The organism is Campylobacter concisus (assembly GCF_902460715.1).
GTDB classification, from domain to species: Bacteria; Campylobacterota; Campylobacteria; order Campylobacterales; family Campylobacteraceae; genus Campylobacter_A; species Campylobacter_A concisus_AK.
In genome coordinates this window covers 993,081-1,008,031 of sequence record NZ_CABPUX010000001.1, presented here as the reverse complement: position 1 = coordinate 1,008,031, position 14,951 = coordinate 993,081, and the positions used below count along the sequence as shown (strand labels likewise).

Below are 14,951 nucleotides of genomic sequence, written 5' to 3'. Positions count from 1 at the left end.
TTAGTCGATTTTATAGAAAAAGAGTTAAAATCAAGATAAAAAGCGCGAAATTTAAGCACACTTTGATATAATTTCTCAAACTTTCAAAGGAGCTAAAATGACCATATTTGAAAAGATCGTTGCTGGTGAAATTCCTTGTAACAAAGTGCTTGAAAGCGAGAAATTTCTAGCTTTTAACGACATCAACCCAAAAGCGCCGATCCACATCCTCATCATCCCTAAAAAACACTACAAAAACTTCCAAGAGATGGATCCAGTTTTGATGGGTGAGATGACTAAATTTATCCAAGAAGTGGCGAGCTTAATGGGCGTTGATAAGAGTGGTTACCGCCTCATAACAAACTGCGGCGAAAACGGCGGTCAAGAGGTTATGCACCTACACTTTCACCTACTTGCTGGTGCAAAACTTGGCTGGAGTGAAGGCGTAGCTGATCCACAAAGCACATTTTAAAAATAAAATTTAGACTCTTTTTGAGTCTAAATTCTTTGAAATTTTACTTCAAACATCAAACCTTAAATTTTATAAACTTAAAGTTGCTCTTTAGTTCATTTTGTGTCGAATTTATCTCGCCAAGCTCTGATTTTACGAAGTTTGTAAGCTCTATCTTGCTCACGCTTGGAGATAGAATTTTTATATACTCTTTTTGGTTTTTAAGCTCTAAATTATTGCTAAAAAGAAGCACTCTAGCATCTAGTTTTAGCCCAGATCTAAGCTCAGATATCGTAGCTAAAAGCTCTTTTATATCAAAGCCCTCCGCCGCTTCATCCACAAGCGCTAGCGAGCAAGGTTTTGTCTTTATCTTTATCAAAAACTCACTAAAGCTATTTGCCACCTCAAGCGTGTTTTGAAACTCGCCAAGAGCGCCAGCAAATATCTTATTTTCAAGCTTCGTGCTCTTGTAAATCACTATGTTTTCATTTTTACTAAAGTATCTATTTTCTTTGCTTGGCTTATAGTTTTTTATAAATTTAGGCAAAATTTGATTTAGCTCATCTTTGCTAAAAGGCTTTTTGATCTTCTCATCAAACGCTGGCAGTAGCTCTCTTTCAGGGATATTTGAGGTGTTTGAGACCACAGCGACTAAATTTATCTTCTCTTCTTGAAGCGATCTTATCTCTTTTACGAAATTTGCCACGCCATTTTCAAAAAATGAAGTATCAATAAAGACTGCGTTAAATCTATTTAAAAGCAGTGCTTGCTTAAGCTCTTTGTGGCTGCTAACGCCTATGACCTCGCAGTCTAAGAAGCTAAAAGCACGCGAAAACATCTCAAGGCTAAGTGGGTTTTTATCGCAAAGCAAAAAGAGCACCTTCTCTTCAGCCAAGCTCTCGCCCCTATTTTTCTCCATATAGACAAGCCGTGCAACGCTAAGTGGCGTGAGCGGATCTTTTAGCAAGACCGCATTTTTTATATTTATATTTTTACTCGCACTCTGCCTTGCAAAGACGATATCGTAGTTTTTAGCTTGTGCTTGGTTGTTTGAGATGATATTTTGAAACCTAAGTCCCATATCTTCTAAAGTAGCTGCGAAAAATTCATTATATTTTGCATTTATATCAGGCAGATACGCGATCCTTAGCTCGTGATTTAGGCTGAAATTTTGCAGTTTTTGCACCTTTTTTAGACTAAGGATAAATTTAAACTCATTACCAGCTCCGCCAAGCGTGCTTATATCAAGGCTTGAGTTAAAAAGCTTTAGATAAAAGCTGGCAAGTCTTAGATAAAACTCGCTCTCTTCATCGTTTATCTCATTTTCATCTTCTGCGCTTAAAGCTTTTATCTGCTCTTCATTTATGAAAATTTGATTTGTCCTTATCTTTGTTTCGATGAGCAAAAGACCACTTTGACTAAGAGCGTCGCTGACATTTTTTATCTCTACTATCAAGTTGGCAAATTTATCGCATTTTGTCACGACAGCTTGCATGATAGAGCCAAAGACGACGCTTATCTTCTCGCTATCTCCCTCTAGCTCGTCGCTAATGTTTGCATCAAGATAGGTTAAGAAATTTAGCTTTTTCTCTTGCGTAAAAGGTATCTGCGCTTCAAGGATATTTGAAAACAAAATTTGTGGGTTAAACGGCTTTAAATTTAGGCTTATCTCGCCATTTTTGCTATCAAGCAAGCCTTTTATATTGCTGTAATTTATCGCGATTATCTGGCTATTTTTTTCTAAATTTTCAAAAACTAGCTCATTTTTTACCACGTTTTCATCTTTTTTTAGCGTAGCGACCGAGCTTAAAATTTGCTCTTTTGAGAGGTAAAATTTCTTATTTAGCCTAACTAGCAGCCTATCTTTTATCGCTGTAAAGCTTCTTTCTTGCTCATACTTTTGAAGTAGCTCTTTATATAGCGCGATGAAGCTTTCTATTAAATTTTGTGGATTTCTATCGCCTCTTTTTAAAACCTCATCTCTTACAAGCCTCATTTTTTTGTTTAAATTTTCTAGAGCTTTTAGCCAGATATATGTTTTATAGCCAGCGTAAAATAGCCAAAGCGATAGAAAAAACATCAAAAATGTTAGACTAAGCACCTTTACTCTAAAGTTATCATTTAGTCTCTTTAGCTCGTCACTTAAGACATTTGCTATCTTGCTAAAGAGCTTGGCTCTATTGCTTTCAAAGGTATATATCTGCAAAATTTCATCACGTGTTAGCTCATTTTTTAGCTTTAGCTTAAGGCGGATCTCGTCATAGCCCTGAGAGATCTCTATATTATCAAGCCTATCTATATCTCTTATTATGTTGTCTTTTATGTCGCCATTTGGGAGTAAATTTGCATTTATATCGTTGTATTTAAGGCTATCTAGAGATTGTTTTAGCGAACTTTCAGTAATTTTTTCTTTACCCATAAGCACAGCCAAGATGTGCTCTTTTGTGGTATTTACGTTTTGAAGCAGCTCATAGGTTCTAAGTAAAGAGAGTATATGACGCTTGATATCAATGTCTAAAGCAACATCTCTAAATAAAATTTGCCCACTTTCAACAGCAGAATTTGCTAACTCAACAAAGCTAAGAAACGAGAGATTAGAGCTCTCCCAACTTGCATTTGCGTTTTTTAAAACTTCATTTAGCCTATCTCTTATCCTTTTATCATCTGGTGTGTTAGAAAGAGTATTTGATAAACTTTTTACAAACAAATTCTTAGCAGCATTTGCCTCTCTTAAAGCCGTCTCGTCTTGTGGCGACCTAGTTTTTTCATATCTTTCGTAAGCAATTCTTTCTGAAACGATCGCATCTAAGGTTTTTCTTATCAAACTTTCTCTTTTTACCTCACTATTTATGGCATAAGAGATCCTAAATTTATCAAAGTAGAGCGCGCCACTATAAAAGCAAGTGATAGCAGCCAAAAATATCGGCAAAAGAACTAAAAATTTACTAACCCTCATTGCCAAGCCTTTTTGAAAATTTATTGCAAAGCGTGCTTATTTCGCTTAGTCTTTCGTTTATCTGAGCGATCTTTTTAATCTTGTTTGGTCTGGTAAGTAGTGCATCGAAATTTGCCACAAGCGGAGTGATCTTTAAATTTAGCGCTGGCTCTTTTAATATCTTTATGCTCTCTTCTAAAAATTTAGTATCTCGCGCTTGCACCGCACTTTGGATAAAGATCATCTTATCTTTGGCTTTGCTTAAAAATATACCAAGATAGGTCGCAAACTCGCTTTTGCTTAAATTTAAAAAGCTAGCCGTTTCGCTAAACCAGCTCTCGTTTAAGACCTCTTCTTCTTTATCCAAAAGCTCTTTTTCATCTACCTTTAAATTTGGCAAGCGAAGCTTTGTCTTTGCTTTTATCGCAGCTTGCTGGTTTTGGCTGTAAATTTCTGTTTGATCAAGGATCAAAAGCTCAAAATACTCTTCATTTTTTACTGAGCTGATCTTTGAAAATTTAAGCGTCGCATTTAAAATTTTGCCGTTTTTGGTCTTTAAATTTACTCTTAAATTTGGTCTTTTAGCTAGATAGTCTATAAAAACTCCAGACTCTTTGTAGTCTAAAACTAGCTCGTCAATGTCTTTATGCTCGCTTAAAAACTCCCTTATATCTTTAAATTCAAGCAGACCAAGAGAGATATCTCCCATCGCTAAAATTTGACCGTTTTTGTCATATATTATCACTTCAAATTTCCTTCTTTGAGCGTTAAAAGCTTTGCTGCTACGCTTTTGTTTGTTATTTTTGCCACTTCGTCTAAATTTGCTTCGCTGATTTTATCAAAACTTCCGTAAAAGCTGATTAATTTCGCGATACTGCCCTCAGAAACGCCAGCTTGTCTTAACACTGATCTTTGCATATCGTTTTTCTGCCTTGTTTTTCTGTGAAAACTGATGACAAATCTATGGCTCTCATCGCGCATCTTTTGGAAAAACTGCAGCTTTTTATCGCTCGTGCTTAGGCTAAAACTGCCATTTTTTGTATAAATTTTATCTTTCGCCTCGCCTTTTGCGCGGTGAGCTTTGGCGTCTATTTTTTCTTTTGAGATAGCGATCACATCGACGTTTGCCCCACTACTTGCTAAAATTTCGCAGGCTAAGCTTAAAAGCGCCTCGCCACCATCAATAACCCAAAGATCAGGCGGACTAAGCTTGTCAAATCTAAGCGCTCTAGCTGTTAGGCTCTCTCTCATCTGATCGTAGTCGTTTTTGGAGCCAAGATGCATGTGGCGGTAGTTTTGCTTCGCCCACTCGCCATGCTCATAGCGCACCATCGCCCCGACACTCGCCTCGCCAAAAAGGTGCGAGTTGTCGTAAGCTTCGACCACATAAGGCGTGTGAGCTAGATTAAAATACTCTTTTATCTCGTTTAGTAGCTCATTATCGTGCGTTTTTAGGTATTTTTCGATGCTAACTTCAGCGTTTTTTGTAGCGATCTCGCAAATTTTACGCTTGTCGCCTATTTTTGGGCATGTGATGCTAAATTTACGCCCAAATCTCTCGTTTAAAATTTCCTCCACCAGCTCGCTATCTTCAAAGTCTTCGTGGACGTAAATTTTGGTGCTGATTATTGGCTGACCAGCGATAAAGCTTTTTAAAATGGCCTGCTTATAAGCCTCGTTTATCTCGTCTTTTTGAGCGTTTTTAGCCTGCGTGATATCGGTTTTTACGCCTGTTATCTTGCCACTTTGCACGCTAAATCTCACCGCGCAGATCATATCATGCACGCAAGCGACCGAGTAGGCCTCAAAGTCCTCAAGCTTGGCTAGATCAACTTCGACCTTTGTTTGCATATTTTTAAGCGTTTGCATCTTATCTCTAGTCGCGGCTGCTTGCTCGTAGTCTTCGGCCTTGGCGTAGTTTAGCATGAGCTCTTCAAGACGGGCGATTAGTAAATTTGGATTTTGCAAAGCGGCTGTGGCGTCAGCGACTATTTTAGCGTAGCTCTCTTTTGAAATTTTACCCTCGCACGGGGCGTAGCAGCGTTTTAGCTGGTAAAAAAGGCAGGCTTTTTTGCCTTTGATGCAGGACTTTTTCTGAACTAGGTTGAAATTTAGATAAAGTGCTTCAAGTAGTTCGCCAGCTCCACTGAAATATGGCCCAAAATAGCGTATATTTGAGCCTTTTACCACCTTTCTAGTGATCTCAAATCTAGGAAATTCATCGTTTAAATTTATAAAGATATAAGGGTAGGTCTTGTCGTCACGAAGCAAGATATTGTATTTTGGTTTTAGCTGCTTGATAAATGAATTTTCAAGTATGAGCGCGTCTGCCTCGCTTGGTGTGACGATGTATTCAAGATGCACAGCCTCGCTTATCATTTTTGAAATTCTTGGGCTTAGCTTTTCAGCTGGGGCTAGGCTTGGAGTAAATTTAAAGTAGCTTTTGACCCTGTTTTTTAAAATTTTGGCCTTGCCGACATATAAAAGTCTGTTTTGAGCGTCAAAATACTGATATACGCCAGGCTCGTTTGGAAGCGTTCTTATCTCGTCTATTAGCATCTTGCCTGCTCATTTTTCTTTAGCAAAATTTCTCTTAGCTCTTCAAATTTCTTATAAATTTGCTCATTTGTGGCTAAATTTTTAAACTCGCCCTTGCTTGCTGGCATTATGAAATTTGATCTTTGCGTAGGTTGTGGTGTGAAAAATTTTAGATATTTGCTCACGATAAATCTTATATTTTCTTCTTTTTTATTTTTTATATAGTTGATCTCGCTAAGAGGTTTTGGCTCGATGACGCTTGCAAAAATGCTATTTTTATTAAATTTGCAAAAGGTTTTTAATAACCCTTTTATATCATTTATACTACTATCACGTCTAAGCTCCAAAAGCCCTGAGGGATGAGTGAGAACGAAGGTTAAAATGCCTTCTCTAACATAGCAAAAAGCTATGTAAAATCGCTTTGCTTTACCCATGAGGCGAAGAAGCTCTTGGCACTCGTCTGCCATGCTTAATTTTTCTTTATACAAAGGATTTTCGTGGATAGCATCTATCATAAATTTGGCGTCTTTCATAAGGCAATCTTATCATCTTTTATTTTAATTTTCGCTCTTTTTGCAATTAGTGGTTGCGGCTACAAGGACGATCCATTTTATGGCGATGCACCTGTGAAAGAGAAAAAAACTGACAAGATCAATAAAATTTGATCTTAAATTTGGCGTAAGATAAAAATGTAATGCAAGCTTAATAAATTTAACTAACCTAAATTTTAGGCTCATTTAAGTAAAATACGCAAATTTTTATCTTACAAGGAGAGTATATGAGGTTATTTGGACTTCTAGGCTTGTTTTTTGCTATAGCCTTTGGTGCTGACGGAGAAGCTGCGGCTATTGACTTAACTACTACATGGGCGGGAATTTTATCGCTTATCATTTTTGTTGTTGGATACTTTTTCATAGCAGCAGAAGAGAATTTTCACATCGACAAGGCAAAACCTGCCATCTTTATCGGCACTTTTATGTTTTTGCTAATCGGCGTTTATATGCTTATAAATGGCATGGATGTGCATTCGCTAGAGCACGAGGTAAATCACCTGATCTTAGAGATAGCTCAGATCGTCTTTTTCTTAATGGTAGCGATGACATTTATCGAAGCACTTGTTGAAAGAGATGTATTTAACGCACTTAAATACAACCTAGTTTCAAAAGGCTACACCTATAGAAAGCTATTTTGGCTAACTGGTATTTTGGCATTTTTCATAAGCCCAGTGGCTGATAACCTAACAACAGCGCTTATCCTATCAACAGTTCTTTTAACGATAGATAGAAATAATACAAATTTCCTAGTCGCAGGTGCGATAAACATCGTTGTAGCAGCAAACGCAGGCGGAGCGTGGAGTCCATTTGGCGATATCACTACACTTATGGTTTGGGCAGCTGGCAAGTCACCATTTTTAGACTTTTTTGCACTTTTCCCAGCTTCATTTATCGGCTGGTTTGTGACAGCGTTTTTACTTTCACGCATCGTGCCAAATACTGCGCCTCATTTTGACGTGGCAAATGAGCCAAAAGTGGTTATGAAAAAGGGCGGTAAAGCGGTTATCTTTATAGGTGCATTTACCATCTTTTGTGCAGTTATGATGCACCAGTTGTTTCACTTACCAGCGATGTGGGGCATGATGTTTGGCTTCTCACTGCTTAGCCTTTACACTTACTATTTCAAAAAAGCTCACAAAGACGAAGAGCCTATGAACGTCTTTCACTATATGTCAAAGATCGAAAACAACACACTATTTTTCTTCTTTGGAATTTTAGCTGCAGTTGGTGCTCTTCACTTTGCTGGATTTTTAAATTACGCTGTGTCACTTTATGATAAATTTGGCTCAACACCTGTAAATATCGGTGTTGGCTTCCTTTCAGCAGTCGTTGATAACGTCCCTGTTATGTCAGCTGTTCTAAAAGCAAATCCAGTCATGGGAGCTGATGCAGGCGAGGCTATGAGTCAGTGGCTACTTGTGACACTTACAGCTGGTATCGGCGGTTCGATGATCAGCTTTGGTTCAGCAGCTGGCGTTGGAGTAATGGGTAAATTAAAAGGAATTTATACCTTTGGTGCGCATATGAAATATGCATGGATGGTAGTTTTAGGATACATCGTATCACTCATTGTTTGGTATGTGCAGTTTGAAATTTTTCATATCTACTTTTAAAAGGTTATAAATGAACAATACGATTATAGTTTTGGACTTTGGTTCGCAGTATACTCAGCTAATAGCTAGAAGGCTAAGAGAAGAAGGAGTTTATACTGAAATTTTGCCATTTAACGCAAAACTAAGCGATATAAAGGCGAAAGATCCAAAAGGTATCATTTTAAGTGGTGGTCCAGCTAGCGTTTATGCTAAAGATGCCTACTTTTGCGATAATGGCGTCTTTGAGCTAAATATCCCTATACTTGGCGTTTGCTATGGTATGCAGCTACTTGCTCACACGCATGGTGCTGAGGTTTTAGCCGCTGATCACAAAGAGTACGGCAAGGCTGAACTTAGCGTCGTAAAAGAGCACGATCTTTTTAAAGATACACCTTCAAAACAAATCGTATGGATGAGCCATAGCGACTATGTAAAAGACCTGCCAAAGGGCTTTGAGGCGATTGCAATTAGCGAAAATTCGCCTTATTGTGCTTTTGGTGATGATAAACGTAAATTTTATGCGATCCAGTTTCATGCAGAGGTGCAACACAGCGAGTATGGCACGCAAATTTTAAAGAATTTTGCTAAATATATCTGCGGCTGCGAGAGCACATGGAACATGGGAAGCTTCGCTAAAAATAAGATAGAAGAGATCAGAAAAACAGTGGGCACTCACAAGGTGCTTTGCGCAGTTAGTGGTGGTGTGGATAGTTCTGTGACCGCAGCACTTTTAGCAGCTGCTGTGCCTGAAAATTTGATCCTTGTTTTTGTCGATAACGGACTTCTTAGAACAAACGAAAAAGAACAAGTTGAAGCTACGTTTAGGACAAAGCTTGGCGTTGAGCTAGTTAGCATAGATGCGAGCGAGATCTTTCTTGGTCGCTTAGCTGGCGTCGTTGATCCTGAGAAAAAACGCAAGATCATAGGCGAGACATTTATAGAAATTTTTGAAAAAGAGGCTAAGAAGCATGGCGATGTGAAATTTCTAGCTCAAGGCACTCTTTATACTGATATCATCGAAAGCTCAGTCGTTGGCTCAAGCAAGACGATAAAGAGCCACCACAATGTTGGAGGTTTGCCTGATTGGATGACATTTGAGCTGATAGAGCCTTTAAGAGAGATTTTTAAAGACGAGGTTAGAAAGCTAGGACTTGAGCTTGGACTAAGCCGCGAGCTAGTCTTCCGCCATCCTTTCCCTGGACCTGGCCTTGCTATCCGCATCATGGGCGAGGTAAATAAACCAAGCCTAGAGCTACTTCGCAAAGCTGACGTGATCTTGCGCGATGAGCTAAAAAGTAGTGGCTGGTATAACAAAACTTGGCAGGCATTTTGCGTACTTTTAAACGTAAATTCTGTTGGTGTTATGGGCGATAATCGCACCTATGAAAACGCTGTTTGTGTGCGCGTGGTCGATGCGAGCGACGGCATGACTGCAAGCTTTTCAAGACTTCCTTATGACCTGCTTGAAAACGTAAGCCGCCGCATCATAAACGAAGTAAATGGCATAAACCGCGTAGTTTATGACATCTCAAGCAAGCCACCTGCAACTATCGAGTGGGAGTAAGAACCTCTTAAATAAACAAAGCTGGCTGGTAGATAATATCTTACGCCAGCTTTAATCCTAAAATCAAAATATAAAATTAGCTCTTTTAAATAAATGCTTTCAATAAGATATTTAAACACAAAAATGAGCACTTGAATTTATACCTTTTTTATTTTAAAGTAAAAATGTAGATTAAAGTTACACAACAAAGTTTCTGTTAGATATAAGCAAAATAGTAAATTTGCAGCTGCCTAGACGGTCATAGAAAATTTATGAGCTAAAAACATTTTGCATCATCTTATAAATATCGCTTAAAAAATTATGCAAGTATCAAAAAATGTTTTTCTGAAATTGATGCATTTTTATAAAAACACCAAACACTTTTTGTTTATTTAACAAGTTCAAACCAAGTTTTAAAATTGGCTGTAAATTTATATTTCTCTGATCCTGCCGATAGCTTCAGCAAATTTTAGCTCTTTGTTTTCAAAGAGATTATACTCGATCGCATCTTTTTCGCTAAGTATGACGATAGTTGAGCCAAGCTCGAAATTTCCAAGACGCTCGCCCTTTTTGATGTGTAAATTTTCATACTCATAAATTTGCGTAAAATTTGCCATCGCATTTGTTTGGATGCGATCATCAAAGCAAAATTTCATCTTACCAACGTTTAGCGCACCCACGAAGACTAGCCAAAGTTTTTTGCCATTTTTCATCTCACAAAGTAGCGCCACACGCTCATTTTTGGTATAAAGGCTATCGACCTTGCCAAGCCATTTTACCGCCACACTGTAAAGCTTACCAGGGATATAGACCGCTTTTTTGACTGCGATGTCACAAGGTGCATGATAGTGATGATAGTCTTTTGGGCTAAGATATATGTTGGCAAAGTCAAACTCGCCATCAAGCTCGCCCTGCCCTAAAAGCTCCTTCACACCGTAGCTCATGCCTTTTATACTAAAAGCTTCTAGCTCTTTCGTGGTGCCAAAACTAAGGCAGGTACCATCAACAGGACTTATAAATATCTCATCTGCTTCGTCAAATTCTCTTGGCTTTAAGAGCTCCCTGGTGAAAAGTTCGTTTAAATTTTTATACTCACTTGCTGGCTTAAACTCGCTCATATCGATCTTAAATAGCTTTACATAAAAGGAGTTGATAAGCTCTTGAAGCGGCTTGAAAAAGTTTATTTTTGCTACCTTGCCAAAAATTTGAGAAAAGAGATTGTCCTTGTTCATTTTAGTCCTTGCTTAAATTTAAAATAGCGATCTCGCTAGGAGCAAATATCCTAACCGGAGGCCCCCAAAATCCTGCACCGCTACTAACATAAGCTTGCATTTTATCATTAATCTTATAAAGCCCATGTAAAAAACCTTGATCCAGCAAAACTAGGATGCTAAAAGGGAAAATTTGTCCAGCATGCGTGTGCCCGCAAAGCACTAGATCGACATCTTTTTGCATAGTTTTTATAAATTTTGGCTGATGAGAGAGTAGGATGGTAGGCGAATTTGGGTCGCGTCCAGCTAGCGCTTCGTCTAAATTTGGCTCTAAATTTTTAAACCTTATGCCGGCTAGATCATAAACCCCTGCTAAATTTATACCAGCTATTTTTTCATTTTTATTGCCAAGTATCCTAATGCCAAGAGCGCGAATTTTTTCTAGTATCCCATCAACTCCGTGGTAGTATTCGTGATTGCCAGGGACATAAAAGGTGCCATAGGTGCTTTTAAGGTTTTTTAATGGATCCAAAAAATCGCCTATAAGTTCAGCTCTCATATCGACCAAGTCGCCAACTATCACCACCAGATCTGGTCTAGCTAAATTTATCTCTTTCACAAGCTCAGCCACGAAGTCCTTTTGTAAAAACTCGCCTATATGGACATCAGTTATCATGGCTATTTTTAGATCACTTTGTAAATTTTTTATTTTTATACTAACCTGTCTGATCTTTGGCGGAGTAAGTGCATTAAAAATTCCTTTCAAAAAGCAAGCAACTATAAAAACAACAAATGTCACATCAAAGCAAAATTTAATAAATTTTCGTCTTGTGGGATTAAAATGAGCTTTTGAGCAAATGGATCTAACAACATCATAAAACAAACTAATGCCAAATAAAAATAGAGAAAAACCAATGAGCGTTCCTGCTATCAGATAGAGCTCTATATTTAAAAAGGAAAATCTTAGTTGAAGAACAAATACAAACTCAAACACACTAATAATATAGAAAAATATGCGAATTTTTTTAAGGTGTGGGGCAAAAAAAGATACCTTTTTGATAAAACGTTTGTATGAGTATAAATTTGTAAGAACACTAAAGATAAATGCCCCGATAATGATCCGAAAAAGTCCCAAAATATCTCCTTAAAAACAAAGATTATATTTTATATTTTTAAATTTACATTATAGATTTTATTAATTATTTAGAACAATTTGTAGTGCTAAGCCGTATGATTTTATAATTTAAATTTATAAAAATAATTGTTAAAAGGTATTTGCTTTAGGATAATAGCTAAAAGATAAAATTTTGGAATTTAAAAATAAAAAGGTGGGAAAACTCCCACCTTAAAAAGAATTACTGGACTTTGCCAGACTCAATTCTTTCTTTATAGATTTTGCGAAGTTTTCTAATGTCGTTCTTAACTTCGAATACACCATGCCAGTGTGAATAGTCAGGACCACCCATTAGAGCACCTTGTCTCATACGGCGACCTTCGTGGTGCCACATATGATAGTAAACATCTTGGAATTCATCTGACCAAGCATCTTCTAGTAGTAGGTTTTTAGCTTTCAACTCTTCAAGCATCTTAGTTGCTTCAGCACTGTAAACGTTATAAAGCTCTACTTGCTTATCACCCATAATGAAGAAGTTATCTGTATGAGTTGATGTATGGCAAACTTTACAAACTAGCTTCATCTCAGCTCTTGCTGCTTCTGGTCCATTTGGATGACCTGCAAGTGGCGTTCCTATGGTTAGTTTGCCAGTTTTTTCGTAAACAACAGCAGCTTGTTCATCACCAGCTGTTCTTAGCTTACTGCTAATGCCCCATAGGTTCCATTTTAGTCTTCTTGAAACGTTGTGAGTTGTTGTTGTTTCACCAACACCACTCATGTGGCAAGCTGCACAAGTTGGAGCTCTAAAGTCTGGTACATCCCATGTATCAGGAGCAGCATCAAAATTCCATTTGTGAGCTTCGCTATTATAGATATGTCCGTGCATTGAGTTGTTAAAGATCTCAATATCTGGGTGATCAGGTCCAAGGTGGCAAGATGCACAAGCAGCTGGTTTTCTAGCTTCAGCTACGCTAAATGTGTGCGCGCTGTGACATGATTTACAGTTACCTACGCCACCATCTGGATAAACATTACCTATACCGTAGTTTGGCCAAGTCTCTTTTGTAGGTTTGTGATCAGCGTCTAGTTTGATGACGGTTCCGTGGCACTGTGTACAACCAGTAGCGTCTGGAGCCATTTTGTATTCTGGATGATCCATACCTTCATAGTGATACATTAGTTTTACCATCGCAGGGTTAGCATACATTTGCATAGCACCTCTTGCGTGACCACTCTTAACAGATTCTTCAACCTCATTTTCGTGACACTTAGCACAAGTTTTTGGGCTAACTAGCATTGAAACATGGTTGTTAGAATCTTTTGGATGCACCTTAACTGAAGCCATAGGATTATCTGCATTTACAGAGTGGCAATCCATACAACTTACGCCAACGTGAGCGTGGCGACTATTTTTCCAATCGGCAACTATGCCGGGTGTCTCTTTAGCGTGGCACTCAACACAGCTTTTTGATAAGTCTGACATTTTGTGAGCAACTTTAATGTTTTTTACAACATTAAGGTTTAAAGCGTCAGATTTATTTGCATCCATGTTTGCGGCAAAGCCAAAAGACATTAGACAGGCTAATAACATTAGCGACTTTTTAAACATCTCTCCTCCTTACTTGGTTTTATTGTTTTCTTGTTTTTTAATTGCTTCAAATTTATCGATTTGTAGTCCTAAATTCTTGTGACCAACATGCTCGTGGCAGTCAACACATGATTTCTTATTAGGATTTCCAAGAACGAAATAATCTCTATGTGGCAAGAATGATTTACCAGCTTGAATAACATTTTTTAAATTTGAGTGGCAAGTCAAACATCCACTATCATAGACAAAGTGAGATGCATGCTCGCGTTTTTTACGCCAGTCGATCTTGTCAGTATCTGTAAAAAATGTCTTATAACCGTCATTTATAGATACTTTAAGCTTTGTAAGTACATAGGTATAGGCACTTGTATGATTTAGGTGACAGGCTGAACATTCAGCTTTTATGCCAAGCTTGTTATTGCCGCCGTGTACATCTTCATGATATGCAGCATTCATAGGATCCATCGTGTGACAAATGGTACAGATGTAGCCGCTACCAGTCGCATGAAGTGCATCAGCAATACCCATAGACGCAATAAGTCCGATCACAATGCCGATAACAACAGATGACCAAACAAAAAATTTCTTCTTAACTTCAGCCAAAATTTCCTCCTGAATTTATCAATATATCGTAAATTTTTACGAAAATTTTAGGTGAATGTTATCCAAAAAAATATAAATTTTTTCTTTAAGTAAATGAAAATATTTATTTGATATTAACTTTCAATAAGAATAAATTTCTTGTAGCCCACCTACATCTTTTTCCAAAATTTGGTTCTTCTCATCAAGTTTGACCAAACCATTTGTTTTAAATTTATTTAAAATTCTAGAAAAAGTTTCTGGAGTCATATTGAGTATTGATGAAATTTTTGTATGTTTTAGTTCATTAAATAGATCTTCATGATTTAAAATGAACCTAGCCACCTTCTCTTCGGAGCTAAGTATTAGTTCTTGGTGGAGTAAATTTGTTGTTATTCTTATCTTTTGAGCCATTGATTTTAGAAATTTCATGCAAATTTCTGGCTTTGTCAAAAATTGTGTTTCAAATTTTTCATAATTTATCTTTAAAACTTCACCAGAGATAGTAAAAATGGCGCTTGCTGGATAAGGTATATTTTCAAAATTTACAACTTCAGCTACAAAATTCATAGGTGCAAGCTGATGGATAAAAATTTCCTTGCCATTTGCCGTAGTTTTATAAAGTTTAACCGAGCCAGTTATCAAAAATGTAAGCCACTTTGGCTCCTCGCCCTCTATAAATAAAAACTCGCCTTTTTTGTATTTTTTAACAACACTGATTGCTTCAAGTTTGGCTAGGTCATCGGCACTAAGACCTTGAAAAAATGGGATTTGTTTTATCATATTTCACTCGCTTTTAAGATAAAAAAGCATTTTAGCATAAAAAATAGGACAAAATTTAACGGATTTCAAAGGGAGCTTTCTCCC

13 protein-coding genes are annotated in these 14,951 nt (G+C 37.5%); 4 read left to right on the top strand and 9 right to left on the bottom strand.

Going from position 1 to position 14,951, the window contains the following annotated elements; all coding sequences use genetic code 11:
- The first annotated feature begins 97 nt into the window (after positions 1-97).
- Positions 98-451, top strand: coding sequence for a histidine triad nucleotide-binding protein (locus F3G91_RS04970; protein WP_004317216.1), 354 nt, complete (start codon positions 98-100; stop codon positions 449-451).
- 55 nt (positions 452-506) lie between these two features.
- On the opposite strand, the gene F3G91_RS04965 is transcribed toward F3G91_RS04970, so the two are convergent.
- The 4 genes from F3G91_RS04965 to F3G91_RS04950 are packed head-to-tail and all read right to left on the bottom strand — an operon-like array spanning position 507 to position 6,370.
- Positions 507-3,386: a DNA-binding transcriptional response regulator gene (locus F3G91_RS04965; protein ID WP_149700874.1), complete on the bottom strand. Its 2,880-nt coding sequence runs from the start codon at positions 3,384-3,386 to the stop codon at positions 507-509.
- Positions 3,376-4,110 carry a hypothetical protein gene (locus F3G91_RS04960; RefSeq protein WP_103635350.1) on the bottom strand — a complete coding sequence of 245 codons (735 nt, stop codon included), beginning with the start codon at positions 4,108-4,110 and terminating at the stop codon, positions 3,376-3,378. The genes F3G91_RS04965 and F3G91_RS04960 overlap by 11 nt, the downstream gene beginning before the upstream one ends.
- Positions 4,107-5,924, bottom strand: a complete 1,818-nt coding sequence (uvrC, locus tag F3G91_RS04955) for an excinuclease ABC subunit UvrC (RefSeq protein WP_149700873.1) — start codon at positions 5,922-5,924, stop codon at positions 4,107-4,109. The genes F3G91_RS04960 and uvrC overlap by 4 nt, the downstream gene beginning before the upstream one ends.
- The gene (locus F3G91_RS04950; RefSeq protein WP_103571670.1) at positions 5,918-6,370 is read right to left on the bottom strand and encodes a hypothetical protein; all 453 of its coding nucleotides are present in this window, start codon (positions 6,368-6,370) and stop codon (positions 5,918-5,920) included. The genes uvrC and F3G91_RS04950 overlap by 7 nt, the downstream gene beginning before the upstream one ends.
- 30 nt (positions 6,371-6,400) lie before the next feature.
- Here F3G91_RS04950 and F3G91_RS10210 point away from each other — a divergent pair, with 30 nt between their 5' ends.
- The 3 genes from F3G91_RS10210 to guaA all read left to right on the top strand — a co-directional run bounded on the left by F3G91_RS10210 (position 6,401) and on the right by guaA (position 9,613).
- Positions 6,401-6,568, top strand: a complete 168-nt coding sequence (locus tag F3G91_RS10210; protein ID WP_180997153.1) for a lipoprotein — start codon at positions 6,401-6,403, stop codon at positions 6,566-6,568.
- 113 nt (positions 6,569-6,681) lie between these two features.
- Positions 6,682-8,070, top strand: a complete 1,389-nt coding sequence (gene nhaD / locus F3G91_RS04945; RefSeq protein WP_103603235.1) for a sodium:proton antiporter NhaD — start codon at positions 6,682-6,684, stop codon at positions 8,068-8,070.
- A gap of 10 nt (positions 8,071-8,080) precedes the next feature.
- Positions 8,081-9,613, top strand: a complete 1,533-nt coding sequence (gene guaA, locus F3G91_RS04940; protein ID WP_009294571.1) for a glutamine-hydrolyzing GMP synthase — start codon at positions 8,081-8,083, stop codon at positions 9,611-9,613.
- Between the two features lie 410 nt (positions 9,614-10,023).
- Here guaA and F3G91_RS04935 read toward each other — a convergent pair whose 3' ends face one another.
- From F3G91_RS04935 to F3G91_RS04915, 5 genes are all read right to left on the bottom strand, one after another.
- Positions 10,024-10,824: a phosphatidylserine decarboxylase gene (locus tag F3G91_RS04935; RefSeq protein ID WP_149700872.1), complete on the bottom strand. Its 801-nt coding sequence runs from the start codon at positions 10,822-10,824 to the stop codon at positions 10,024-10,026.
- Position 10,825: 1 nt separating this feature from the next.
- Positions 10,826-11,569 (bottom strand): metallophosphoesterase, encoded by a 744-nt coding sequence (locus F3G91_RS04930; protein ID WP_223227815.1) that lies wholly within the window; start codon positions 11,567-11,569, stop codon positions 10,826-10,828.
- A gap of 589 nt (positions 11,570-12,158) precedes the next feature.
- The gene (locus F3G91_RS04925) at positions 12,159-13,526 is read right to left on the bottom strand and encodes a multiheme c-type cytochrome (protein ID WP_149700870.1); all 1,368 of its coding nucleotides are present in this window, start codon (positions 13,524-13,526) and stop codon (positions 12,159-12,161) included.
- A gap of 9 nt (positions 13,527-13,535) precedes the next feature.
- On the bottom strand, positions 13,536-14,108 hold the full coding sequence (locus F3G91_RS04920; RefSeq protein ID WP_103606240.1) for a cytochrome c3 family protein: 573 nt from the start codon (positions 14,106-14,108) through the stop codon (positions 13,536-13,538).
- 120 nt (positions 14,109-14,228) lie between these two features.
- Positions 14,229-14,867, bottom strand: coding sequence for a Crp/Fnr family transcriptional regulator (locus tag F3G91_RS04915; protein ID WP_149700869.1), 639 nt, complete (start codon positions 14,865-14,867; stop codon positions 14,229-14,231).
- Positions 14,868-14,951 lie beyond the last annotated feature (84 nt).